General features: G+C 41.0%; 21 protein-coding genes, 3 tRNA genes, 4 rRNA genes and 1 pseudogene. 11 read left to right on the forward strand and 18 right to left on the reverse strand.

Annotation, left to right across the window (positions count from 1 at the left end; genetic code table 11):
- The first annotated feature begins 5 nt into the window (after positions 1 to 5).
- The 5 genes from HBL79_RS09100 (at position 6) to ispD (ending at position 4,514) form a co-directional block, all read left to right on the forward strand.
- Complete coding sequence (locus HBL79_RS09100) at positions 6 to 683, forward strand: 3-keto-L-gulonate-6-phosphate decarboxylase UlaD (protein WP_046097512.1); 678 nt, start codon at positions 6 to 8, stop codon at positions 681 to 683.
- A 391-nt stretch (positions 684 to 1,074) separates the two neighbouring features.
- On the forward strand, positions 1,075 to 2,058 hold the full coding sequence (locus HBL79_RS09105) for a sialic acid TRAP transporter substrate-binding protein SiaP (RefSeq protein ID WP_035688415.1): 984 nt from the start codon (positions 1,075 to 1,077) through the stop codon (positions 2,056 to 2,058).
- A gap of 53 nt (positions 2,059 to 2,111) precedes the next feature.
- Positions 2,112 to 3,257 (forward strand): N-acetylneuraminate epimerase, encoded by a 1,146-nt coding sequence (locus tag HBL79_RS09110; RefSeq protein WP_035688413.1) that lies wholly within the window; start codon positions 2,112 to 2,114, stop codon positions 3,255 to 3,257.
- Between the two features lie 264 nt (positions 3,258 to 3,521).
- Positions 3,522 to 3,800 (forward strand): cell division protein FtsB, encoded by a 279-nt coding sequence (gene ftsB, locus HBL79_RS09115; RefSeq protein WP_035688410.1) that lies wholly within the window; start codon positions 3,522 to 3,524, stop codon positions 3,798 to 3,800.
- A gap of 12 nt (positions 3,801 to 3,812) precedes the next feature.
- Positions 3,813 to 4,514, forward strand: a complete 702-nt coding sequence (gene ispD, locus HBL79_RS09120; RefSeq protein WP_035688409.1) for a 2-C-methyl-D-erythritol 4-phosphate cytidylyltransferase — start codon at positions 3,813 to 3,815, stop codon at positions 4,512 to 4,514.
- A gap of 115 nt (positions 4,515 to 4,629) precedes the next feature.
- Here the strand turns inward: ispD and HBL79_RS12625 are convergent, their stop codons facing one another.
- From HBL79_RS12625 to HBL79_RS09180, 13 genes and pseudogenes are all read right to left on the reverse strand, one after another.
- Positions 4,630 to 4,767: an anion permease gene (locus tag HBL79_RS12625; RefSeq protein WP_437340176.1), complete on the reverse strand. Its 138-nt coding sequence runs from the start codon at positions 4,765 to 4,767 to the stop codon at positions 4,630 to 4,632.
- Positions 4,759 to 5,423: pseudogene (locus tag HBL79_RS09125) on the reverse strand (DASS family sodium-coupled anion symporter); the annotation flags it as partial. The pseudogene HBL79_RS09125 and the gene HBL79_RS12625, both read right to left, overlap by 9 nt.
- Before the next feature lie 35 nt (positions 5,424 to 5,458).
- Positions 5,459 to 6,681 (reverse strand): IS3 family transposase gene (locus HBL79_RS09130; protein WP_124994884.1). Its coding sequence is split into 2 segments (ribosomal slippage): positions 5,459 to 6,231 and positions 6,231 to 6,681, totalling 1,224 coding nucleotides; the frame shifts between segments, so codons are not numbered across the junction.
- 228 nt (positions 6,682 to 6,909) lie between these two features.
- Positions 6,910 to 6,985: transfer RNA gene (locus tag HBL79_RS09135), tRNA-Trp, on the reverse strand.
- An 8-nt stretch (positions 6,986 to 6,993) separates the two neighbouring features.
- Positions 6,994 to 7,070: transfer RNA gene (locus tag HBL79_RS09140), tRNA-Asp, on the reverse strand.
- Between the two features lie 11 nt (positions 7,071 to 7,081).
- Positions 7,082 to 7,197, reverse strand: a 5S ribosomal RNA gene (rrf, locus tag HBL79_RS09145).
- Between the two features lie 50 nt (positions 7,198 to 7,247).
- A 5S ribosomal RNA gene (gene rrf / locus HBL79_RS09150) occupies positions 7,248 to 7,362 on the reverse strand.
- 144 nt (positions 7,363 to 7,506) lie between these two features.
- Positions 7,507 to 10,627 (reverse strand): 23S ribosomal RNA (locus HBL79_RS09155).
- A 211-nt stretch (positions 10,628 to 10,838) separates the two neighbouring features.
- Positions 10,839 to 10,914: transfer RNA gene (locus tag HBL79_RS09160), tRNA-Glu, on the reverse strand.
- A gap of 161 nt (positions 10,915 to 11,075) precedes the next feature.
- Positions 11,076 to 12,611 (reverse strand): 16S ribosomal RNA (locus HBL79_RS09165).
- Together the 16S, 23S and 5S rRNA genes with 3 tRNA genes alongside form the textbook arrangement of a ribosomal RNA operon.
- Positions 12,612 to 12,957: 346 nt before the next feature.
- Positions 12,958 to 13,479 carry a menaquinone-dependent protoporphyrinogen IX dehydrogenase gene (gene hemG / locus HBL79_RS09170; RefSeq protein WP_035686043.1) on the reverse strand — a complete coding sequence of 174 codons (522 nt, stop codon included), beginning with the start codon at positions 13,477 to 13,479 and terminating at the stop codon, positions 12,958 to 12,960.
- 4 nt (positions 13,480 to 13,483) lie between these two features.
- Positions 13,484 to 14,947, reverse strand: coding sequence for a TrkH family potassium uptake protein (locus HBL79_RS09175; RefSeq protein WP_035686046.1), 1,464 nt, complete (start codon positions 14,945 to 14,947; stop codon positions 13,484 to 13,486).
- Positions 14,948 to 14,958: 11 nt separating this feature from the next.
- Positions 14,959 to 15,567: a YigZ family protein gene (locus tag HBL79_RS09180; RefSeq protein WP_035686050.1), complete on the reverse strand. Its 609-nt coding sequence runs from the start codon at positions 15,565 to 15,567 to the stop codon at positions 14,959 to 14,961.
- Positions 15,568 to 15,642: 75 nt separating this feature from the next.
- Between HBL79_RS09180 and tusA the strand changes: the two genes are divergently transcribed.
- Positions 15,643 to 15,882, forward strand: coding sequence for a sulfurtransferase TusA (gene tusA / locus HBL79_RS09185; RefSeq protein ID WP_017806373.1), 240 nt, complete (start codon positions 15,643 to 15,645; stop codon positions 15,880 to 15,882).
- A gap of 31 nt (positions 15,883 to 15,913) precedes the next feature.
- Here tusA and HBL79_RS09190 read toward each other — a convergent pair whose 3' ends face one another.
- The gene (locus HBL79_RS09190) at positions 15,914 to 16,597 is read right to left on the reverse strand and encodes a 2,3-diphosphoglycerate-dependent phosphoglycerate mutase (protein ID WP_035686053.1); all 684 of its coding nucleotides are present in this window, start codon (positions 16,595 to 16,597) and stop codon (positions 15,914 to 15,916) included.
- A 229-nt stretch (positions 16,598 to 16,826) separates the two neighbouring features.
- Between HBL79_RS09190 and envC the strand changes: the two genes are divergently transcribed.
- The 4 genes from envC to nfuA all read left to right on the forward strand — a co-directional run bounded on the left by envC (position 16,827) and on the right by nfuA (position 20,459).
- Positions 16,827 to 18,032, forward strand: coding sequence for a murein hydrolase activator EnvC (envC, locus tag HBL79_RS09195; RefSeq protein ID WP_046097222.1), 1,206 nt, complete (start codon positions 16,827 to 16,829; stop codon positions 18,030 to 18,032).
- A complete protein-coding gene (locus tag HBL79_RS09200; protein ID WP_035686056.1) occupies positions 18,032 to 18,877 on the forward strand; it encodes a divergent polysaccharide deacetylase family protein in 846 nt (281 codons plus the stop codon). Before envC ends, HBL79_RS09200 begins: the two co-directional genes overlap by 1 nt.
- A gap of 203 nt (positions 18,878 to 19,080) precedes the next feature.
- The gene (locus HBL79_RS09205) at positions 19,081 to 19,773 is read left to right on the forward strand and encodes a DNA utilization protein GntX (protein ID WP_035686058.1); all 693 of its coding nucleotides are present in this window, start codon (positions 19,081 to 19,083) and stop codon (positions 19,771 to 19,773) included.
- Positions 19,774 to 19,874: 101 nt separating this feature from the next.
- Positions 19,875 to 20,459: a Fe-S biogenesis protein NfuA gene (gene nfuA, locus HBL79_RS09210; protein ID WP_017806368.1), complete on the forward strand. Its 585-nt coding sequence runs from the start codon at positions 19,875 to 19,877 to the stop codon at positions 20,457 to 20,459.
- Between the two features lie 81 nt (positions 20,460 to 20,540).
- Here the strand turns inward: nfuA and rpoH are convergent, their stop codons facing one another.
- The 4 genes from rpoH to narQ form a co-directional block, all read right to left on the reverse strand.
- Entirely contained in the window at positions 20,541 to 21,386 is an 846-nt protein-coding gene (rpoH, locus tag HBL79_RS09215; RefSeq protein WP_017806367.1) for an RNA polymerase sigma factor RpoH, read from the reverse strand.
- Positions 21,387 to 21,595: 209 nt separating this feature from the next.
- Positions 21,596 to 21,910, reverse strand: coding sequence for a DUF2322 family protein (locus HBL79_RS09220; protein ID WP_035686061.1), 315 nt, complete (start codon positions 21,908 to 21,910; stop codon positions 21,596 to 21,598).
- A 32-nt stretch (positions 21,911 to 21,942) separates the two neighbouring features.
- Entirely contained in the window at positions 21,943 to 22,977 is a 1,035-nt protein-coding gene (gene murB, locus HBL79_RS09225) for a UDP-N-acetylmuramate dehydrogenase (RefSeq protein WP_035686063.1), read from the reverse strand.
- A 13-nt stretch (positions 22,978 to 22,990) separates the two neighbouring features.
- Positions 22,991 to 24,694: a nitrate/nitrite two-component system sensor histidine kinase NarQ gene (gene narQ / locus HBL79_RS09230; protein ID WP_035686066.1), complete on the reverse strand. Its 1,704-nt coding sequence runs from the start codon at positions 24,692 to 24,694 to the stop codon at positions 22,991 to 22,993.
- A 328-nt stretch (positions 24,695 to 25,022) separates the two neighbouring features.
- Here narQ and HBL79_RS09235 point away from each other — a divergent pair, with 328 nt between their 5' ends.
- Positions 25,023 to 25,310 (forward strand): chaperone NapD, encoded by a 288-nt coding sequence (locus HBL79_RS09235; protein WP_035686068.1) that lies wholly within the window; start codon positions 25,023 to 25,025, stop codon positions 25,308 to 25,310.
- Positions 25,311 to 25,315 lie beyond the last annotated feature (5 nt).

Raw genomic sequence — 25,315 nt, forward strand, 5'->3', positions numbered from 1 at the left:
ATACTATGTCTAAACCTTTATTACAAATCGCCTTAGATTCCCTTTCCCTAGAAAAAGCCGTGGCAGATGCCAAACAAGCGGAAGAATTAGTGGATATTATCGAAGTGGGTACAATCCTCGCTTGTGCGGAGGGGATGAAAGCCGTCAGCACCTTGCGAGCCTTACACCCGAATCATATTTTAGTGTGTGATTTAAAAACCACCGATGGTGGTGCGATTTTAGCCAAAATGTCTTACGAAGCAGGGGCAGATTGGCTCACCGTTTCCGCCGCCGCTCACCCTGCTACCAAAGCGGCGTGTAAAAAAGTGGCGGACGAATTTAATGCTACTCACCCTGATCTCAAAGTGAAAAAAGAAATTCAAATTGAAATCTACGGCAACTGGACATTAGACGACGCGAAGCAATGGGTTGAACTCGGCGTAACTCAAGCCATTTACCACCGCTCCCGAGATGCCGAATTAGCTGGTAAAGGTTGGACAGAGGAAGACATTGAAAAAATGAAAGCCCTTGAAGCCTTAGGATTACAACTTTCCATTACCGGCGGTATCGTGCCTGAGGATATTCATTTATTCAAAGACATCAAAAACGCCAAAGCCTTTATCGCAGGACGGGCTTTAGTTGGTGAAAAAGGCAAAGCCACCGCCCAAGCCATTCGAGCGGAAATTGATAAATATTGGGTGTAGTTTCTAGTTACCAAAGCATTAAATATAAGGGCTGCTTTCTAAATTCAGCCCTTTCATAAGCCAATTACACTTTGATTCCTTAAAATCTCAGAAAAAAATACCGCACTTTGATTTTAGAATAATTCTTTAAAATTGGAGTATTTTTTCAAAAAATACACTTACATATCTCTAATAGTACTGAATTAAACAGCCAAATCCTTTTCTAAAAGTTTTTCCGCCCTTTTTTCAATTCTGTGATATAACTCTCAGTAATGAAATATTACTTCATTTATCATATAAATATTAGGGGAATACCATTGCTTTGCACAGAGATTATCCTCCAAATCTCAATATTCCCCCTTTTGGGCGTTATATTCTATTTACTCTGCAAATCAATGAAAGGAGAATTGCAATGAAATTAAACAAACTTGCTCTTGCTACATTATGTTTAGGTCTATCTAGCTCGGTATTTGCCGCAGACTATAACTTAAAATTTGGTATGGTTGCTGGTACAAGCTCTAATGAATACAAAGCCGTTGAATTCTTCGCAAAAGAAGTGAAAGACAAATCTCAAGGTAAAATTGAAGTTGCAATTTTCCCAAGCGCTCAACTTGGTGATGACCGCGTAATGTTAAAACAACTTAAAGACGGTGCATTAGACTTCACCCTTGCAGAATCTGCCCGTTTCCAAATTTTCTATCCAGAAGCGGAAGTGTTTGCACTGCCTTATATGTTAAAAGATTTTGATGTGGCGAAAAAAGCCGTGTTAGAAACCAACTTTGGTAAAAACTTATTCGCTAAAATCAATAAAGAGTTAGGCGTGAGCGTGCTTTCTATCGGTTATAACGGGACTCGCCAAACCACCTCAAACCGCCCAATTAACAGCATTGCGGATATGAAAGGCTTGAAACTTCGTGTGCCAAATGCGGCGACTAACCTTGCTTTCGCGAAATATGTCGGTGCAACCCCAACACCAATGGCGTTCTCTGAAGTGTATCTTGCGTTACAAACCAATGCGGTAGATGGCCAAGAAAACCCATTACCAACCATTCAAGCACAAAAATTCTATGAAGTGCAAAAATACTTAGCGTTAACCAACCACATTTTAAATGACCAACTTTACGTTATCAGTAATGAAACCCTTGATGAGTTGCCAGATGATTTGAAAGCTGTGGTGAAAGAAGCTGCGCTAAAAGCCGCAGATTATCACACAAAATTATTTGTGGACGGTGAAAATGAGTTAATCGCTTTCTTCCAAGAAAAAGGCGTAACCGTAACAAAACCTGATCTTGCTCCGTTTAAAGCGGCATTACAACCATACTACGATGAATACTTGAAAAAGAATGGTGAAGTTGGAAAACAAGCTGTAGAAGAAATCTCTGAGTTAGCTAAATAAGCGGTTTGCTTGCTCAATCTATTAAGCAATAACCTTAACGACAAGAGGTCAATATGAAAAAAACAGCATTACACAGTGCATTATTTGCTGCCATTGCAATGACAGCATTTGCTGCACAAGCAAGCCAATATCCTGATCTGCCTGTAGGGATTAAAAGCGGAACAGGGGCATTAATTGGCGATACCGTTTATGTAGGTTTAGGAACGGGTGGAGATAAATTCTATTCTCTTAATTTAAAAGAGAAAGATGCTAAATGGCAAGAATTGCCTGCTTTCCCAGGTGGAAAACGTAATCAACCAGTTTCTGCTGGCGTAGATGGTAAGCTCTATGTGTTTGGCGGTTTCCAAGATACTGATGTGGCGAAAAATCAAGTCATCAATGATGCTTATCGCTATGATCCAGAAACAAACTCTTGGACAAAATTGCAAACTCGCTCACCACGTTCAGCTGTGGGTGCAAGTGTGGCAGAAACGAACGGTAAAATTTATTTTGTAGGCGGAATTAACCAAGAAATTTGGAACGGACTTTTCCAAGACATCGCAGCCGCAGGTGGCGATAAAGACAAAGAAAAAGCCATTTTTGATCCTTATTTCAATTTACGCGTACAGGATTTCTTCTTCTCACCAGAAATTGTCAGCTATGAGCCAGCCACCAACACGTGGCGTAACGAAGGCATTTTCCCGTACTCAGGACGAGCAGGGGCAGCTGTGGCAATTAAGGATAACAAACTTCTTGTTGTAAACGGAGAAGTAAAAGCAGGATTGCGAACCCAAACCACGGAACTTGGTACAATCGGTAAAAATGGAGTTACTTGGAAAAAATTAGGTGATTTACCAACACCGAAAGGGCAAAAACAACAAGAAGGTATTGCAGGTGCAATGGGGGGCTACACCTACGGTAACTATATCATAACCGGTGGGGCAAACTTCCCAGGCGCGCGAGCAAATTATCAAAATGGTATCACCGATGCACATCGCACTGGTGGGTTGAAAAAAACTTGGCATAGTGATATTTACGCACTCAATGCCAAGAAAGGCACTTGGAAAATCATTGGTAACTTACCAGAGCCGATTGGTTATGGGGTGAGTATCAGCTATGATAACAAAGTGCTATTAATCGGTGGTGAAGGTCAAGGAGGGAAAGCACTCACCGCAGTTCAAACAATGAGTTATGACGGAAAAAAACTGGTTGTTGAATAAAATGTACCGATAAACATAACCTAAAGCCTCGTCAGATCACAGACGAGGCTTTTTTCATAAAAATTAACCAAAATTACACCGCACTTAAAAATATCCATTTATAGTCGTTTAAGTTCAAAATGAGACAAGGCAACAAGCCGCAGACAGTACAACTAGTACGGCAAGGCGAAGTAACGCAGTATTATTTTGAAATCAAACGACTATACTACAAATGTTACTCATTTCAAGGTAAACTATCGCTACGTTCAATTGACGAGAAAATTTATGCGTTTACTAATTTTTATTCTGATAGGCTTTGTCCTGCTGTTCCAATATGATTTTTGGCTTGGAAAAAATGGTTACTTCGATTATAAAAATATAGAAAAAGAAATCGCTCTTCACCAACAAGAAAGTGAAAAACTTTCCCAGCGTAATCAAATCATTGCGGCAGAAATTAAAGATCTTAAAGAAGGAGTGAATGCTATTGAAGAACGAGCCAGATTACAACACGAGATGGTAAAAAATAACGAAATCTTTTATCGCATTGTAAAAGAACATAAGTAAAGAGCATAAATAATGAAACATTCACTCCGTGAAATTATTGCAGTTGTCCCAGCAGCGGGTATTGGTAGCCGTATGCAGGCGGATAAACCGAAGCAATATTTAAAAATTCAGGGAAAAACCATTCTTGAGCATACCCTTGAAGTGCTAATTCACTACCCTGCCATTAGCCAAATTATTGTGGCGGTAACCTCCAGTGATCCTTATTTAGCGGAAATCAACTTACTCAATCATTCAAAAATTCAGCTTGTTGAAGGGGGAAAAACACGAGCGGAATCTGTGCTAAATGGCTTACAACAAATTAAAAACAACGCAAACACTTGGGTTATGGTACACGATGCAGCACGCCCTTGTCTTACTCATCAAGATCTCGATAAATTATTACAAATCAACGACATCAATGGGGCAATTTTAGCCATTCCTGTGGTTGATACCATTAAACGTGCAAATTCAAGCTTACAAATTCAACAAACTGAAGATCGCTCACAACTTTGGCTTGCTCAAACGCCTCAATTTTTCCCAACTCAAACACTAAAACACGCCTTACAACAAGCCTTAGCCAACGATTTCACCATCACAGATGAAGCCTCTGCAATGGAATTAATGGGGTTCCGCCCTCAGCTTATCCCCGCAAGAAGCGATAATATAAAAATCACTCGTCCTGAAGATCTTGCCCTAGCGGAATTTTATCTTTCTCGGCTACCCCACCTGACATAACACTTTTTATTGTATGAGAAATGTAATATTGCAATGGTAAGTGAAATAACTAAAAAGGTTTGGCTATTAATGCCAAACCTTTCGATGAGATAATCTTTAATGCGTTATGACGCAATTATAGCCAACCTAGATTTAACAAGAAATTCCACCAAGCGACTCCAATAGTACAATGAATGATTAGGCTTCCGAAGGCGACAATAGCACCAGCGATCCACCAAGATTTAATATCATTATAACCGGCACCAAAGGTGATTGGCCCTAGTTCTGCTAATCCTTTGTCTGCGATTGCTTTATTATCCACTTGCTTTAATTCCGGTGGGGCGGTGAAATAACAAACTAAAGGAATTAAAAATAAACATAGCAATCCAGGAATAGAAGTGGCTAAGAACCATTGCAGCCAATCCATTTTAAAACCTAAAATCGGTGCCATCAAAGAAAGGGCTAACGCATTTGGTGCCATTGCTGTTAAGAAGATATAACTTGTTGATTTTACAACCATATATACATTCATTAAGAGGAAACGCCCGCACGTTTTGGGCTTTCGTTAGGCGTGGAACCTAGAGCAACGGCAACGCTATTAATAATCGGGAAAATAATTCCTCCAGCACGAGCCGTGTTTGATGGTGTTGCCGGTGAAAGTAATAAATCCAGAAACATAGTAACGTAGCCTAAACGCAATGTGGTGTTTCCTAACCAGCCAATAAGATGATAAGCAATGCGTTTTCCTAAACCGGTGATAACAAAAGCCGAACTTAGTGTAAAGGCGGTAAAAATTAACCAAGTCGTACCTGATTGATAACCGCTCAATGCTTGAGATACCTTAACGAGTTTACTTGCACCTTCCGTATTCCCAATCACGATTGATGAGAGTGCTACTGCCGCTAGCAAAATAACGGGTTCACCATAAGGTGATCTGCCCCCAAAAAGTTAGACTATATTCTAATTTAATTCAAGGACTGAGTTCTGTATTCCACAGGGCTTAGTCCTTTGAGCTTCACTTGAATACGCTCATTGTTGTAGTAATGAATGTACTCGTGAATCACTTTTTCAAGCTGTTCAAAGGTTTCAAACCGCTTGCCAAAGTAACATTCCGTCTTCAATCGCCCGAAAAAGCTTTCCATCGCACCATTATCAAGGCAATTGCCTTTTCTTGACATACTTTGCGTAATACCGTGTTTTTTCAATATCTCCCGATAACCCATCATTTGATACTGCCATCCTTGGTCGGAATGCAGTATCGGTTTTTCCCCCGCTAATCGGTTCACCGCCTGGGTCAACATTCTGGTTATCTGCTCAAAATTCGGACTTCTCGCCACATCATAAGCAATAATTTCGTTATTAAACAAGTCTTTAATCGGCGATAAATACACTTTGCCTTGGTAAAAACGATATTTTTTCTGCTTACTTTTTCCTTTTAACCCCAAACGTTGCATTATCGCTTGCACCCTTTTGTGGTTGATAATCAAGTATTTCCTTAATTCCAAGGTAATTCGACGATAACCATAATTTTCGTCATTTTTGCGATAAATTTCCTCTATTTTCTGTGAAATCGCTACATTTTTATCCGACTTTGGCTTGAGATGATAAAAGAACGAACTGCGTGCCAATCCGATTAGCCTGAGTAACAATTCCAACGGGAAACGCGAGCGTAAGGCATTTACGATGACGGCTTTTTCTGCATTTTTTGTTGGTTGAGTTCCTGCAACTTTTTTAGCATTGCATTCTCCGCTTCTAATTCCAAAATTCGGTAACGCAAGCGTTCTTCTTCTGTTTTGGGCGTTGGTGGCATTTTAGGTGAGTTGAGTTTCATACTTGGACGACCTTTAGGTTTGAGTAATAACCCATCTATACCTTGTTTTTCAAAGCGTTGCAACCATTGACTAATTATCCCTGAACTGGGGATATCAAAGCGAAAGCAGGCGGCTTCAGCGGAGCACTGGCCTTTTTTGATAGCTTGAATAACCTTTAATTTAAACTCAACAGAATAATATCGTTTTTTACCTAACACAGCTAATCCATTGATTCCATTATGATTAAATTTCGCAATCCAACGTGCTAACGTGCTTTGGGGAAGCTGAAAATACTGGCGAGTAAGCGAACGTTTTTTTCCATTTTGATGATAAAAGTCGAGCACTTGTTGTTTGAAACGTTGAGTATATTTAGTCATAAAAAATCTGCACCTTAATCAATTGGTTGTTTAGTCCAACTTTTGGGGTGCAGATCAATGATATTCCATTTAGTTTTTTGAAGTTATTTAATCAATGGAGTTTATACTAAAACTGTACAAAAATTATAATAATACTGCATTATTTCTTCTAGAAATAATGCCATAGTTTAAGCATTATCTAATGTCTATATACAAAACTTTTATATAAGATAGAACAAAGAATTTATATGGCAGGGGCGGAGAGGCTCGAACTCCCAACACCCGGTTTTGGAGACCGGTGCTCTACCAATTGAACTACGCCCCTAAATGAAGTGGCGGAACGGACGGGACTCGAACCCGCGACCCCCTGCGTGACAGGCAGGTATTCTAACCAGCTGAACTACCGCTCCGCAAAATTGATAATTGGCAGTGACCTACTCTCACATGGGGATTCCCCACACTACCATCGGCGTTATAGCGTTTCACTTCTAAGTTCGGCATGGAATTAGGTGGGTCCGCTACACTATAGCTGCCAAAAAATTTTATTTTGTTAATTTACTTAAACAAAAATAAATTAACAAAATAAAACCTGGCGGTGTCCTACTCTCACATGGGAAATTCCCACACTACCATCGGCGTTACAGCGTTTCACTTCTAAGTTCGGCATGGATTAGGTGGGTCCACTGCACTTTCGCCGCCAAGATAATTCTTTATATGCTTTATCTTTCTTTATGTTCTTTCTCTTAGTCGATAACTTCTATCATTTCTAGTGCGTTATCCTACTAAGTGTTTTTATTTTTACTCTTCCTTTACAATCAAAAACAAGCCAAAACCCTTGAGCGTTGTATAGTTAAGCCTCTCGGGCAATTAGTACTGGTTAGCTCAACGGCTCACACCGCTTACACACCCAGCCTATCTACGTCGTAGTCTCCAACAACCCTTACAGTCTTATAGACTGGGAGAACTCATCTCAAGGCAAGTTTCGTGCTTAGATGCTTTCAGCACTTATCTCTTCCGCATTTAGCTACCCAGCAATGCCTCTGGCGAGACAACTGGTACACCAGTGATGCGTCCACTCCGGTCCTCTCGTACTAGGAGCAGCCCCTCTCAATTCTCCAACGCCCACGGCAGATAGGGACCGAACTGTCTCACGACGTTCTAAACCCAGCTCGCGTACCACTTTAAATGGCGAACAGCCATACCCTTGGGACCTACTTCAGCCCCAGGATGTGATGAGCCGACATCGAGGTGCCAAACACCGCCGTCGATATGAACTCTTGGGCGGTATCAGCCTGTTATCCCCGGAGTACCTTTTATCCGTTGAGCGATGGCCCTTCCATTCAGAACCACCGGATCACTATGACCTGCTTTCGCACCTGCTCGACTTGTCTGTCTCGCAGTTAAGCTTGCTTATACCATTGCACTAACCTGACGATGTCCGACCGTCATTAGCAAACCTTCGTGCTCCTCCGTTACACTTTGGGAGGAGACCGCCCCAGTCAAACTACCCACCAGACACTGTCCGAGTACCCGTTTCAGGCACTTCGTTAGAACATCAAACGTTAAAGGGTGGTATTTCAACAACGACTCCACGATAACTGGCGTTACCGCTTCATAGTCTCCCACCTATCCTACACATCAAAATTCAAGGTTCAGTGTCAAGCTATAGTAAAGGTTCACGGGGTCTTTCCGTCTAGCCGCGGGTACACCGCATCTTCACGGCGATTTCAATTTCACTGAGTCTCGGGTGGAGACAGCCTGGCCATCATTATGCCATTCGTGCAGGTCGGAACTTACCCGACAAGGAATTTCGCTACCTTAGGACCGTTATAGTTACGGCCGCCGTTTACTGGGGCTTCGATCAGGAGCTTCTCTTTCGATTACACCATCAATTAACCTTCCAGCACCGGGCAGGCATCACACCCTATACGTCCACTTTCGTGTTTGCAGAGTGCTGTGTTTTTAATAAACAGTTGCAGCCAGCTGGTATCTTCGACCGGTTCAACCTTCGTGAGCAAGTCACTACAATCTACGCCGGCGCACCTTCTCCCGAAGTTACGGTGCTATTTTGCCTAGTTCCTTCACCCGAGTTCTCTCAAGCGCCTGAGTATTCTCTACCTGACCACCTGTGTCGGTTTTCAGTACGGTTTAGTAAAGCCTGAAGCTTAGTGGCTTTTCCTGGAAGTGTGGTATCAGTTACTTCAGCACCTTAGTGCCTCGTCATCATCTCTCAGTGTTAACGGTGAGCCGGATTTACCTAACTCACCCACCTACCAACTTAAACGACCATATCCAACAGGTCGATAACCTAACCTTCTCCGTCCCCACATCGCAGCTTTACCAAGTACGGGAATATTAACCCGTTTCCCATCGACTACGCTTTTCAGCCTCGCCTTAGGGGCCGACTCACCCTGCCCCGATTAACGTTGGACAGGAACCCTTGGTCTTCCGGCGAACGGGTTTTTCACCCGTTTTATCGTTACTTATGTCAGCATTCGCACTTGTGATACGTCCAGCAATCTTCTCAAATCACCTTCTTCCGCTTACACAACGCTCCCCTACCCAACAGACGTATCACTAATATCCCTCTTCGATTCTTTGCCATTACACTCAACGTGTTTTTCGCTTTACCCACTTGCTTCGCAAGTGGTTAATCGTTAAGGCGTATTAGTGATACGCCTGATGCCGCAGCTTCGGTACTATATTTTAGCCCCGTTACATCTTCCGCGCAGGCCGACTCGACTAGTGAGCTATTACGCTTTCTTTAAATGGTGGCTGCTTCTAAGCCAACATCCTAGCTGTCTAAGCCTTCCCACTTCGTTTCCCACTTAATATAGATTTTGGGACCTTAGCTGGCGGTCTGGGTTGTTTCCCTCTCCACGACGGACGTTAGCACCCGCCGTGTGTCTCCTGTGCATTACTCTTTGGTATTCGGAGTTTGCATCGGTTTGGTAACCCGGGATGGGCCCCTAGCCGAAACAGTGCTCTACCCCCAAAGGTATTCACACAAGGCTCTACCTAAATAGATTTCGGGGAGAACCAGCTATCTCCCGGTTTGATTGGCCTTTCACCCCCAGCCACAGGTCATCCGCTAATTTTTCAACATTAGTCGGTTCGGTCCTCCAGTTAGTGTTACCCAACCTTCAACCTGCCCATGGCTAGATCACCGGGTTTCGGGTCTATACCTTGCAACTCTTCGCCCAGTTAAGACTCGGTTTCCCTTCGGCTCCCTTATTCAGTTAACCTCGCTACAAAATATAAGTCGCTGACCCATTATACAAAAGGTACGCAGTCACCCCATCACTCAATCACACTGCTATTTTTGGGTTTGACTCGCTTTGCTCGTCTTACCCTGCACTTTAAAGTGCGGTGTTATTTTTGGTGCTTTTGCCTCTTCCAACACTCAATGTGTTTGAGTGATGGGGCTCCCACTGCTTGTACGTACAGGGTTTCAGGTTCTATTTCACTCCCCTCACCGGGGTTCTTTTCGCCTTTCCTTCACAGTACTGGTTCACTATCGGTCAATCAGGAGTATTTAGCCTTGGAGGATGGTCCCCCCATCTTCAGACAGGATTCCTCGTGTCCCGCCCTACTTCTCGTAAGCTTAGTACCACAGCCTGGATTTTAAGTACGGGGCTATCACCCTGTGTCGCTTGCCTTCCCAGACAATTCCTCTATCTCTGCTGCTATTACTTACTGGCTCCTCCGCTTTCGCTCGCCGCTACTCACAGAATCTCGGTTGATTTCTTTTCCTCGGGGTACTTAGATGTTTCAGTTCTCCCGGTTCGCCTTACGAGGCTATTTTATTCACCTCGCAATGATAGGCTCTTCGCCTATCGGGTTTCCCCATTCGGACATCGTGGGTTAAACGCTTCTTATCAACTCACCCACGCTTTTCGCAGATTAGCACGTCCTTCTTCGCCTCTGATTGCCAAGGCATCCGCCCTGTACGCTTTCTCACTTAACTATACAACCTCAAGGATTTTTCCCCGAAGTTGTTCTCTCGTTGAGAACGCTTACTTGCTTTTGTTCAAGTAAGTCTTTTACTCAGACTTCTTCAATTTAATAAGAAAATGGCTCTATCACTATCACCACTCCCTCATTAGCTTGAAAGTCTCTTCAGTTTTCAGCTTGTTTTTACATTGTTAAAGAGCAAATCGCGAAAAATTCGCTTTCTATGGCGTCCCCTAGGGGATTCGAACCCCTGTTACCGCCGTGAAAGGGCGATGTCCTAGGCCTCTAGACGAAGGGGACAACATAGAAAGCGTCTCTCTGCTTTATTAAAGTGCGGTATGATTTTAAGCCATTTTTTCATATCGCTAGTTTCTTCAACACCATCACCATTCCTTTCTTTGCTTCTTATTGTCTAACAACCATCACGACAATCTGTGTGAGCACTCATCTATTCTATTAGGTAAGGAGGTGATCCAACCGCAGGTTCCCCTACGGTTACCTTGTTACGACTTCACCCCAGTCATGAATCATACCGTGGTAAACGCCCTCCCGAAGGTTAAGCTATCTACTTCTGGTACAACCCACTCCCATGGTGTGACGGGCGGTGTGTACAAGGCCCGGGAACGTATTCACCGCGACATTCTGATTCGCGATTACTAGCGATTCCGACTTCATGGAGTCGAGTTGCAGACTCCAATCCGGACTTAGATGCACTTTCTGAGATTCGCTCCCCCTCGCAGGCTCGCTTCCCTCTGTATGCACCATTGTAGCACGTGTGTAGCCCTACTCGTAAGGGCCATGATGACTTGACGTCATCCCCACCTTCCTCCAGTTTATCACTGGCAGTCTCCTTTGAGTTCCCACCCGAAGTGCTGGCAACAAAGGATAAGGGTTGCGCTCGTTGCGGGACTTAACCCAACATTTCACAACACGAGCTGACGACAGCCATGCAGCACCTGTCTCTAAGTTCCCGAAGGCACAAACTCATCTCTGAGTTCTTCTTAGGATGTCAAGAGTAGGTAAGGTTCTTCGCGTTGCATCGAATTAAACCACATGCTCCACCGCTTGTGCGGGCCCCCGTCAATTCATTTGAGTTTTAACCTTGCGGCCGTACTCCCCAGGCGGTCGATTTATCACGTTAGCTACGGGCACCAAGCTTAAAGCCCAATCCCCAAATCGACAGCGTTTACAGCGTGGACTACCAGGGTATCTAATCCTGTTTGCTCCCCACGCTTTCGCACATGAGCGTCAGTAGCTTCCCAAGGGGCTGCCTTCGCCTTCGGTATTCCTCCACATCTCTACGCATTTCACCGCTACACGTGGAATTCTACCCCTCCCTAAAGTACTCTAGTAAACCAGTCTGAAATGCAATTCCCAAGTTAAGCTCGGGGATTTCACATCTCACTTAATTTACCGCCTGCGTGCCCTTTACGCCCAGTTATTCCGATTAACGCTCGCACCCTCCGTATTACCGCGGCTGCTGGCACGGAGTTAGCCGGTGCTTCTTCTGTGGCTAACGTCAAATCATGATGCTATTCACATCACAACCTTCCTCACCACCGAAAGAACTTTACAACCCGAAGGCCTTCTTCATTCACGCGGCATGGCTGCGTCAGGGTTCCCCCCATTGCGCAATATTCCCCACTGCTGCCTCCCGTAGGAGTCTGGGCCGTGTCTCAGTCCCAGTGTGGCTGGCCATCCTCTCAGACCAGCTAGAGATCGCAGGCTTGGTGAGCCTTTACCTCACCAACTACCTAATCCCACTTGGGCTCATCTTATGGCAGGTGCTTTCGCCCCCTTTCATCTCCCGATAATACGCGGTATTAGCCATCGTTTCCAATGGTTATCCCCCTCCATAAGCCAGATTCCCAAGCATTACTCACCCGTCCGCCACTCGTCAGCATTGAAAGCAAGCTTTCAACCCGTTACCGTTCGACTTGCATGTGTTAAGCCTGCCGCCAGCGTTCAATCTGAGCCATGATCAAACTCTTCAGTTTAATCTTTCTCAATTTGTACACTAACAAAGCTCTGTGATTTCGTTTAAAATCACTATGAATTTCAGTTAAGCACTAATTGTTTCTAAATCTTTTAAATTTTTTCCAGAATCAACAAGTGCCCACACAGATTGTCTGATTGATTGTTAAAGAGCAAAAAACAACGACGCGAGGTGTATTTTCAACTTGTTTACAACGTCGCGTCGTTGTGTGCGGCGTATTATAGGCTTCTTTAAAATCTTTGCAACCCCTTTTTGCAAAAATTTTTCATTTTTTTGTTGTTTGGTTATTCTCTCAACGCCATGAGGGTTTATTATCCAATTTTTGCTGAAGAAATGTAAAGTGCGGTCTAAATTTGGGGTGCTTTTTGTACCGCACTTATTTGTGAGGCAAAATCCGCGACTTTTTTCCAATCCGTATATTCAATTTCTTTGCTTGTATCCGTTTCACCACCTGTGAGTTTCATAATAAAGCGGATCATCATTCGGTCAAACCAGCCGTAGCGAGGGTATAGCAATGCTCCCGCAAATACGGCGGAGAGCGTCGGCTGCCAGTGAATACGTTGTAAAAAATTGCGAACATACACGTTAGTTTCAGGCGTATCTTTGCCTGCTTTACGTGCAGTGAGGTTGACGCCAAAGAATGCTGTGCGTTTCTGATTTAAAAGTGCGGTATGTTTTTCAATAAATTTATAGAGCCGTTTATTGAAATGCCCGTATCGGATAGACGCACCAATGACAATGCAATCAAATTCAGCAAGGGAAAGGTTGTCATCTAAGGCTTCAACTTGAGCTTGTAATACCGTGCCAAGCACTTCGGCAATTTTTTTACTTTGTCCATCGTAACTTGAATATAAAATCAAGATTTTCATAAAGTTATGCTCTCCAAAATGCGGGGCTAAATAATACTAATAGGGAGAAAATTTCTAAACGCCCCGCGACCATTGCAAAGGAAAACACATATTTTGCATTATCGGGAACATTCGCAAAACTTGAACTCACCACGCCTAAGCCAGGTCCAGCATTGCTAAGCGTGGCAAAAACCGCCCCCATTGCGTCAAATGCCCCCATTCCGCATAGAATTGCGGCAAACACACACAACCAGTAGGTGAGGAAAAATGCGATGAGAAATGCCCAAATGCGTTCTATCACATTGATCGATAAAAGATTATCACCTAACTTGATAGGAACGACAAGATTAGGGTGAATGAGGTATTTTAACTCGCGTTTAAATTGTAACCAGATAACCAGCACGCGGATCATTTTTAATCCACCAGAGGTGGACCCAGCACATCCCCCTAATACGGCAGAGATGACTAACAGCATACCTAAAAACGGCGGTAATTGGTTGATGTCAAACAGGGTATAACCTGAAGTCATTGACATTGAAGATAGCTGTGCCGAGCCTTGTGCGAAAGCATCAACTAAGGAAAGATCCTGATACGATAAATAAAGCCCAAGGGACATTATTAAAATGAACCCCCCTTGAATTAAACAGAAAAAGCGAAATTCAGGATCTTGCCAATACGTTTTTAATACACTTTGATGCTTAAAATGAGTAAATGCCATAATATGCAACCCGAAGTTACAACCTGCGGCAAGCATAAAGATCGCAGCGAGGAAATAAATTTTTGAATCTTTAAAATAGCCTAAATTCGCGTCGTGCGTGGACATTCCGCCATTTGAAACCGTTGAAAAGCTATGGCACAAGGCATCAAAAAAGGACATTCCCGCCCACCAATAGCCGAGCGTACTGATCACAGTAAGTAAACAATAAAGTAGCCACAACAGTTTCGCCACTTCCGCAATACGCGGGAGGTTTTTTTGATCTTTCAATGGACCTGAAGATTCAATGCGATAAAGCTGCGTGCCGCCAATGCCCAAAATAGGGATAACCGCAACGACTAACACGATTAACCCCATTCCGCCGATCCATTGCAAAAACTGGCGATAAAACAAAATGGATTTCGGCAAATTATCCAGCCCCGACATCACCGTTGCCCCTGTCGTGGTAATTGCCGAAAATGCTTCAAACACTGCATCGGCAAAGCTCATCGAAAGTTCATCAAAGAGCAAAAATGGGATCACCGCAAGCAAGCTCAGCAAAACCCAGAAAACCACCACAATCAAAAAGCCCTCACGCGAACGGAGTTCCTGCTTATGTTGATGACAGGCTCGCCATAGCAATGTGCCAAATAAAAAACTGCTCAAAAACGCTTGCAAAAATGCCTTTCCGCCGCCATCGCCATAAATTAACGCGACAAACGCGGGAACGAGCATCGTTGCGGAAAAGCACATCACTAAAATACCGATAATACGAAAAATGGATAATATATGCACAATGTTCTCTCTTATTTTATCTCTTGCAACACAAGTTGCCCTGCGGAACGCTCGCTAAGTTGCCGCTCAAAGCTGGCTCGCTTATCAGGACGAAGGGCTAATTGAAAATGCACTTTTTCTTGAAAATCCTGCGATTCAATTAGCACATCTTGCTGCTCGCATAAATGCTGTATCAGGTTGATTTGGTCATAATCGCTGGTTAAAAGCACGTGTTCTCGCTCCACTTTAAGCTGAGTGGCTAACAATTTCAACGCTTGCTGAACGCCGTTACCATAAGCACGCACCAGCCCGCCCGTTCCCAATAAAATCCCGCCATAATAACGAACGACCACCGCACTAATCTCCCCAATCTGGCTGCCTTGCAAGGCATTTAACATCGGCTTCCCCGCTGTGCCTGCGGGTTCACCATCATCAGAAAAGCCTAGCAATTGCGAATCAAACGGCGTTCCTGCCACTGCTGCCCAACAATGATGCCGAGCATTCGGGTGTTGTTCTTTAATTTCTCGCCAAAATGCTTTCGCCTGTTCAATGCCTTCCGTATGCTGTAAATAGGTAATAAAGTGGCTTTTTTTAATTTCTTCTTCAAAAACCACCGCACTTTTCGGGATTAAATATTCCATAGTAAAGACTGACTTTGACCGACATTTAATTGATCGGTATTATACGCACAAAATCACTTCAGCCAAAAATAAACAATGAATGAAATAAAAATTCACCACCAATTAGACACCCAAGGGCTACGCTGCCCTGAACCCGTGATGCTCGTGCGGAAACAAATTCGCCATATGCAAGAGGGCGAAATTCTGCTTATCCTCGCCGATGATCCAGCCACAACAAGAGATATTCCGAGTTTTTGTCAATTTATGGAACACACTTTAATTCGAAGTGAAACAGAAAAACTGCCTTTGAAATATTGGATACAGAAAGGAAAATAGAAAAGGTGCGTACTACGCACCTTAACTTTTATTAAAGATAAAACTTCTCAACAAAATTTAATTTGTCATCTAATTTTAATACTAAAGGCTGACCTGTTGGAATTTCAAAATCCATAATATCTTCATCAGAAATCCCCATAATGTGTTTAGCTAATGCACGTAATGAATTGCCGTGTGCTGTCACTAAAACGCGTTTTCCTGATAATAATGCTGGTGCAATTTGATCTTCCCAGAAAGGTAAAACACGTTCTAAGGTAACTTTTAAGTTTTCACCATCTGGCACAACATCCTGCGGAAGATTTGCATAGCGACGATCTTTATGTGCTGAATTTGGATCATTTGGATCAAGCAATGGTGGCAACGTATCATAAGAACGACGCCAAATATGTACCTGTTCCTCACCATATTTTTCAGCCGTTGCTTTTTTATCCAAACCTTGTAACGCCCCATAATGACGCTCATTTAAACGCCAATTTTTAACTTGTGGAATCCAAAGTTGATTAGATTCTTCCAAAACGATATTACACGTTTTAATCGCCCTTGTTAATACAGAAGTAAATGCAATATCAAATTCATAACCTGCATCTAATAATTTTTTTCCAGCTGCTTTGGCTTCTTCTACACCACGTTCTGTTAAATTGACATCACGCCAGCCAGTAAATAAATTTTTTGCATTCCACTCACTAAAACCATGACGGATAAACACTAATTCCATAGAAAATCTCCTAATGTTAATCAAAAAATACTTGGCGTTTATAGCAAATATTTTGTCGTTTTAAAAGTAAAATGCACAAATTTCGTGATCTTTCGCAAAATTTGTGTGCTTATTATTATCTAAAATTCTCTCTTACTAAAATTTTAATAAAAATTCACACTAAATGCTTAAAGCAAGCACTTAAATAATGATATAGTTATCCTCAGTTTAGATCAGCAGGGTTTCCTTTATGCTAATTTGGTTAAGAAAAATACTTATCGCTTTTTTATGTGTTAGCCCACTTACAATTCAATGTAAAGATCTATCTGATATTCAAAATCAAATTCAACAACAAGAAAAAAGAATAGCCGATCAAAAACGTGAACAAAATAAATTACAATCAACATTACAAGAACAGGAACTCAGAATTGATCATATCATTAATCAGCTAAATAAAACCTCTGAAGACCTTAAAATCATCAATAAAAAAATCGCTGAAACAGATACACAAATAAAAAATCTAGAACAACAAGAAAAAGAACAAAAAGAAAAATTAGCAAAACAACTTGATGAAATGTATCGGTTAAATCACAATACGTCAATTTTGGATAAACTACTTTCTGAAAAAGCTCAGCAATCCGATAGATTAATGCGTTATTATCATTATATAAACCAAGCAAGAGTTGATTTAATTAAAGATTTAAAACAAACACAACATTATTTAATCGCTCATAAGAAAGATATTCAACAGCAATACAACGAACAGCAACACTACCTTAATGAACAAACAAAATACCAATTAAATTTGCAAAAAATACAGCAAGAACGAAGAACTACACTTGATAAACTAAATATCACGCTATCCCAAGCACAAAATAAATTAAATGAATTAAAAAATAATGAAGCTGCTCTACGGCTACAAATTCAACGTGCTGAGCAACAAACTAAGGAGCAAGAAAAACGTGAACGAGAAATTCTTGTGCTGGATCAGCCTCATACAAATAATGCAAAACAAAAACCTTATGTTTCAACTAAAAAAGAAAAACAACTTGAGGTCAACCATTTAGGCTTAGGGAAGCCCCAAAAACAATACCAATATCCAACAACTGGAAAAATATTAAACCAATTTGGTTCTACTCAAATGGGAGAATTAAAATGGAAAGGTATTGTCATTAAAGCAGATTCAGGAAAACCTGTCAAAGCGATAGCAAATGGTCGGGTTATTTTAGCAAATTGGTTACAAGGCTATGGATTAATGATAATAATTAAACACGGCGATCACGATTTAAGTTTATATGGTTATAATCAATCGATTTCAGTTAAAGAAGGAGAATTTGTTAGTGCCGGTCAAAAAATTGCGGAAGTTGGTGCTACTGGAGGACAAGCAAATTCTGGACTTTATTTTGAAATCCGTCGGAAAGGAATCCCTGTAAACCCAATAGGTTGGCTAAAATAATGAAAAAATTAATACATCAAAGTGCGGTTAAAATTTCCTTACTTTTTTCTATACTGTGCTTCTCTCACATAAGCTTTTCACAATCTAAGCTTGCTATTATTATTGATGATATTGGATATCGTTCAAAGGAAGATGCTGCTATTTATGCAATGCCGAAGGAAATTTCAGTTGCAATTATTCCTTCAGCACCTTACGCAAAACAACGCAACGAACTTGCAAAACAGCAACATCGAGATGTACTCATTCATTTACCAATGCAACCTTTAGGAAAGCACAAAATTGAGGCTGGTGCTTTAACACTTGGGATGACGCAAGAAAGCGTTCAAGAAAAAATACAAAATGCAAAAAAAATTATTTCTGCAGCGATTGGTTTAAATAATCATATGGGAAGTGCTGCAACTAGCGATAAAGATTTAATGAATAAGCTAATGATTGCATTAAAAGAGCAAAACCTATTCTTCTTAGATAGTAAAACGATTGGGCATTCTGTAGCTAACAAAATCGCTAAACAACAGGGTGTCAATACATTAGAACGCAATATTTTCTTAGACAATAGCGATAAACTTATTGATGTTCAAAACCAATTTCAACAGGCTATTCACTATGCTAGAAAACACGGCGTCGCTGTGGTTATCGGACACCCACGGAAAAATACCATTTTGGTTTTACAGCATCAGTTACATCATCTACCAGAAGATATTCAATTAGTTAATATAGGGAGTTTATGGAGAAAAGAAACGATTATTTCTCCAGCCCCTTTCATTATGCTATTTAACACTATACCCGCACCAACATCCCAAGCCCCTTTTGAGAAAAAGCCTTTACTAAGAGGGATCCCTTATTAAGCCCCCCTGTTACTATATGCCATCAAACATAGAGTAATCTTCTAAAAAAACGTATGATGAGTCTGAATATTGCTCAATATTTGTCCTTGAACTTTTATTATTTTGCGATCTAGATCGTAAAAATACATTGAAAAAATTTATTTTATCAAAAATTTACTTACTATTATGATCAGCCAAGAGAGGATGTGCAGTTAAAAAATTTAATGAATTTTTTCGATTTTCGTTGTGTTCTATGCCAAAAAAACCTATTTATGGGAAACAATGGGATATGTTCACAATGTAACAAAGCAATTGAACGTTATACTTATTGTGGGTGTTGCGGAATGCCCACCCAAAATAATGTACAGTATTGCGGATATTGCTTAAATTCACCTCCGTACTGGGATCATATGATCATAATTGGTCATTATGCTCCCCCTTTATCGAAACTAATTCAACAATTTAAATTTCACAACCTCTTTTGGCTCGATAAAACCTTAGCAAGATTATTGTTACTCTCTGTATACGAAGCTCGAAGATTACATTTTATCAATTTCCCAGATGCTATTTTTCCGGTGCCTTTGAGCCATTTACGTCAATGGATGAGAGGATATAACCAAGCAGATTTAATTGCAAGTTACTTAGCTAAATGGTTAAATATCCCATATTATCCTCAACATATTCAAAGAATAAAGAATACACCTACTCAACTTGGATTAAACGCAAAAGAGCGAAAACAAAATTTAAAAGATGCCTTTGCATTATCCATTCAATCTTCAAAGTATCATTCAATAGCATTAGTTGATGATGTCATTACTACTGGTTCAACTTTAAATGAAGTTGCTAAGTGCTTTAAAACATTAGGCGTACAAAATATCCAAGTTTGGGGATTAGCAAGGGCTTATTCTGCTAGATGAATTTGATTGCTTATAATGGCTTTAAAGAAACAGTGGAAAAAAAGTTTTTCTACAGGTATTATGCCCGATAGTTTAGCTCAAGTATTACTGAGGAATAAATTATGCAAAAAATTACTATTTCTGACGCAGCTCAAGCACATTTTCGTCGTTTATTAGATCAACAAGAAGAAGGAACAAATATTCGTATTTTCGTTGTAAATCCTGGTACACCAAGTGCAGAATGCGGTGTATCTTATTGTCCTCCAAATAGTGTAGAGGCAACAGATACTGAGATGAAGTATGATACATTTTCAGCCTTTATTGATGAGCTTAGCTTACCTTTTTTAGAGGACGCTGAGATCGATTACGTAACAGAAGATCTAGGAGCTCAGCTCACTCTTAAAGCACCTAACGCAAAAATGCGTAAAGTCGCAGATGATGCACCACTCATTGAAAGACTAGAATATGTAATTCAAACACAAATTAATCCGCAATTAGCAGGACATGGAGGACACATCACATTGATAGATCTTACACAAGATGGCTATGCTATATTACAATTCGGAGGCGGTTGTAACGGATGTTCTATGGTTGATATTACATTAAAAGATGGTATAGAAAAACAATTAGTAAGTTTATTTCCAAATGAGCTAAAAGGTGCCAAAGACATAACCGAACACCAACGTGGTGAGCATTCTTATTACTAATCATAGATTATTTAACTAATTGTCTTTTTTATGAAAAATCCCCAAAAGTCAGCTAGCTTTTGGGGATTTTACGAGCAAATATTAAAAACTCACTGCACTTTTTAGTTTTTTCAAGGCGTTGGTTTCAAGTTGGCGAACGCGTTCGGCGGAGATATTATATTTCGCCGCGAGATCTTGCAAGGTGGCTTTGTTTTCATCTAACCAACGTGCTTTGATAATATCTTGACTACGAGCGTCAAGGCTTTCCATCGCTTGGGCGATTTGGTCAGTGGCTTGGGTTTCGTAGTTTTCGTTTTCTAACTCAGCGGCAAAGTTTGAGCTGTTGTCTTCGAGGTATAACGCTGGTGCGTAAGCCTCATCGTCATCATCGTTAGAAAGATCAAAGCCCACATCAGAGCCAGTCATTCGGCTTTCCATTTCGATGACATCTTGTTTGGATACACCAAGCTCTTGTGCCACCATATCTACTTCATTATCATTGAACCAACCTAGGCGTTGTTTGGTTTTGCGTAGGTTGAAGAATAATTTACGTTGTGCTTTTGTTGTTGCCACTTTTACGATACGCCAGTTGCGTAGCACATATTCGTGAATTTCTGCTTTGATCCAATGCACTGCAAAGGAAACAAGGCGTACGCCCACTTCGGGATTAAAGCGTTTTACCGCTTTCATTAAGCCGATATTGCCTTCTTGAATCAAATCAGCCTGTGGTAATCCATAACCGGAATAGCCACGCGCAACGTGGATCACAAAGCGAAGATGAGACAAAATCAGTTTTTTCGCTGCCTCAAGATCTTCTTTATAATACAAACGTTCCGCTAATTCCTTTTCTTCCTCTGCGGTCAGCATAGGATATTCGTTCGCAGCACGGATATAGCCTTCTAAACTGCCTTGAGGAACTAACATTAGGGTTTGTGTCTCTTTGTTCATCATATTCCTTCTTATTTTACGCCCAACTCTAGGGCTATTTATAACATAATCTATAATAAGGTCAATCGATTATAACGATTAATCTATCCTTTTCTTTTAGGTTTAGACTATGGACTTTTAAGAAAGTTCGTTACTTTTGATAAATTTTTTACTAAATAAAATAAATCTTCAAAAAACTCGCTAAGCCCCTGTTCTACAAGACTTAACGCTTATTTTTCTTCTGGCACTAAGCGATAGTCCTTGCCCTGTTCAATCACCGTAAATAACAGATCAATATTTGGGTGCTTGCCGGGGAATTGTTTCGCATCTTGCGTGTGTTCGGCAAAAAGTTGCAAGCCTTTTTCTGCGCAAGTGCGGTCTAATTTTCCGTTAAATTTTTCTGCCAGTGCATTATACACTCGCAACGAACCAAGTTTACCTGCCATAGCGGGAATGTGATGAATTTGCGTTTCACCGTCAAATACACTTAAGCCAGCAAGGTGATCGATAGTTGGTAAGGTTTCTAAAATTGTTTTGAAATCCATTTTGCTTCCTTTTCTTTAAATGAGAATAATGATTAATGTTGTGATGAAATAAATTGTTCGCTGTCGATTTCCCCGTCTGTGCCGATAAACCGCACCTCGGGTTGCAAAAATACGCCGAATTTTGCTGCCACCGTTTCTCGGATATGCCGTGCCAAATTGGCAATGTCTTTACCGCTTGCTCCCGCTTTGTTAATCAGCACTAAGGCTTGCTGTTGATGCACCGCCGCCCCGCCAAGCTGGTAGCCTTTTAAGCCACATTGATCGATAAGCCAACCTGCGGCAAGTTTCACCGTGCCGTCTGGCTGCGGGTAATGAGGGATTTCGGGATATTGTGATTTTAACTGCTCAAAAAGTGCGGTGCTAATTATAGGGTTTTTGAAAAAACTTCCTGCATTTCCAAACACTTGTGGATCGGGCAACTTCGCACGGCGAACTTGGCAAATTTCATCAAAAATTTCCACCGCACTTACGCTTTCGGTATTAAAACGCGAAAGCGTGCCGTAATTCAGCACGGGCTTCCACGCTTTGGCTAATTTCAGCCCGACAGCAACGATCATATAGCCCGTTTTGTATTGGTGCTTGAACACACTTTCCCGATAGCCAAATTGACAATCTGCATTGCTTAAACGGAAAACCTCGCCGTTGGTTAAATTTAACACGTCCACATAATCGCACACGTCTTTAAATTCCACCCCATAAGCCCCGATATTTTGGATCGGTGCAGACCCTGCACAACCAGGGATTAAAGCGAGATTTTCCAAGCCATAAATGCCTTGCTGTAAGCTCCATTGCACAAGCTGATGCCAGTTTTCCCCGCCTTGCACGTGCAAATAATGAAACGCCTCATCTTGGCGATGTTCGATGCCGTGCAAAGCATTAATGGCAACCACACCGTTGAAATCCTCCACAAACAGCACATTGCTGCCTTGCCCGAGCAACAGGACGGGCAAATTTTGTTCGCTGGCTTGTTGCCACAGGGGAACGATTTGTTCAAGTGCGGTGATTTTTTGCACCTGTTTTGCTTTCGCATCAATGCCAAAGGTATGATAGGGCTTGAGATTTTCCATTTTGTCCAAATTCCTATAATGTGTTAGGAAGCGTCATTTTCACTTCCGTGCCGCCCTCAGGGCGACGCATAATAGATAGCATAGCATTAAGTTGCGTGCTACGCTCATTCATTATATTTAACCCATAATGCCCCTCAGGTTCGTCAAGGCTTGGAATGCCCACGCCGTTATCACGCACCAGCAATTCATATTCGCCGTCCTCATTGGCGTGAGCGATAATCTCAATTTCGGTGCCTTGCGAATGTTTAATCGCATTGAGTACTGCCTCGCGGACAATTTGCAATGCGTGTACAAGTTGCTGAGCATTGAACGTTTGTGAAGGCAACGAACATTCCACCCGCATTTTCATCTCGGTTTGGTTGCGTAGCGAATCGATCACTTGCTCAAGGGCTAACTGCAAATTCGCCTCTTGCACCGTCAGGCGGAAGGTGGCGAGTAGCTCGCGTAACTGCACATAGCCACCGTTTAGAGCTTGCTCGAAATCTTTGATAATTAACAAACTTTTGGCTTTGGCTACGTCATCTTCTTTGTTCAGATTATGCTTCAGTAACGTGAGCTGAATTTGTAAATAAGCCAGCACTTGAGCGAGCGAATCGTGCAATTCGCGGGCAATAATAGACCACTCTTCCATTAGTAAAAGTTGCTGATTCTGCTGTTGTGTTTGGTAGAAATAAAGAGTTCGGCTTAACATTTGAGCAACATTATGCATTGTGCGTAAATCAGGGCAAGGAAAGCCTGCTTGCCAGTATAATATACCTAGTTTTTCACCTTCGATACAAAGTTCAGTTTCTTGCTTTCGTAAATGAGGATCGAATTTCCCTAAATGAATGTGCCAATGTTCTGCACCATAAATTTGTAATTCAATATAACGTAAATATTCATTCACTTTTACCTGACTTAGCACTTGCCGCAAAACTGTAGGATCAATATGATTTGTCGTCACTAATTGCGAACATTGATATAACATAGATAGTGAGCGATTCAGTTGATTAAGTTTTTGTGTTTTCTCTTGTACTTTTTCTTCTAATTCTAGGTATAACTTTTGTAGATTATGAGCCATTTGCGTAAAAATTAATGATAATCTTCCAATTTCATTATCCTCATTTACATCAAGGGGAATATGACTAAATTTACCTAACTTCACTTGTACACTTGCTAAAGCTAATTTTTTTAGTGGATTTACCATTTGTTTTTTCGTAAACCACGCAACATAAGAAGCCATAGCAATAATAGATAACATTGAAAAAAGAATATAAAGCATCGCAAGAGAAAGCTTATTTTCCACACAATATTGCAAACTGTTCACAAACTCATCAATCTGATCAACATAATGGGGAACTTCTTTTTGATACGCTTCATAGTTCATTTGCTTCGCATAATTTTCCATCTCTCCCCAACGTTCAATAAGAGCTTTATAGGCTTGTTTGACATCAGTAGGAATAAAAAATTGATGATTTAATTCTGTCAAAGTGGGGGAATATAATGTAGAGCGATACTGTTGTAAATTTGTAGTCACAAACTGAGGTTCATATACCATTTCATATAAAATACGGTAACTTTGCATTCGTAATGAACCTGATATATTCATTAATTCAGCATCAGATTTATTGCTGAGCATAATAGCAAGGCTGGAAATACTAATAATAGTAGCAAAGATAATGATAAGAAGTAGGTAATTTGTTACTTTTGTTGTAATAGAAGATTTTTTTGTTTTCACGGAAATTTTCGAATGTTAAACTTAATGAAGTTATTCTATCAGAAACTATTTTGTGAGTTTATTTATCTGTGTAAATTTTTATAAGGTAAATATTGAAAAAAAATTTGATCTAAAACAAGAACCCTCTCTTTTTATCTCCAAATACCTCTATTTGGTTATTAGGGTGGCAAACATACATTGAGAAAATATCCAAATTGTAAAAAGTAGTTTTCAATAGTGTTAAAATATAGAAACTGACTATTTCAATCAGAACTGCTTTAGATGTCATAATAACTGCATTCTAGAACATTTTTGAAAAAATGAATGTGGATCTATTATAGGAATAAAAATGTTAAAAAAATATACAGTAACACCAATGGAGCAGGCTCAAGAGTGGCACGTTTGCGGGTTGGTGGTGCAGTGTAATCCACAAAAAATCGCCAAAATTAAGACCGCACTTTTATCTGTGCCACACACTGAAATTCCAGCGGAAGATGTCGCGATGGGGAAATTAGTGGTGGTGATGCAATCACACGATCAGCATATTTTGCTTGAGCAAATGGAGCAGGCACGGGATATTGATGGCGTGATTACTGTGTCTTTAGTCTATCATCAGCAAGATGATGGCAATAATTAATCATA

Origin of the sequence: Avibacterium paragallinarum (genome assembly GCF_011765605.1) — a bacterium.
Taxonomy (GTDB): Bacteria; Pseudomonadota; Gammaproteobacteria; order Enterobacterales; family Pasteurellaceae; genus Avibacterium; species Avibacterium paragallinarum.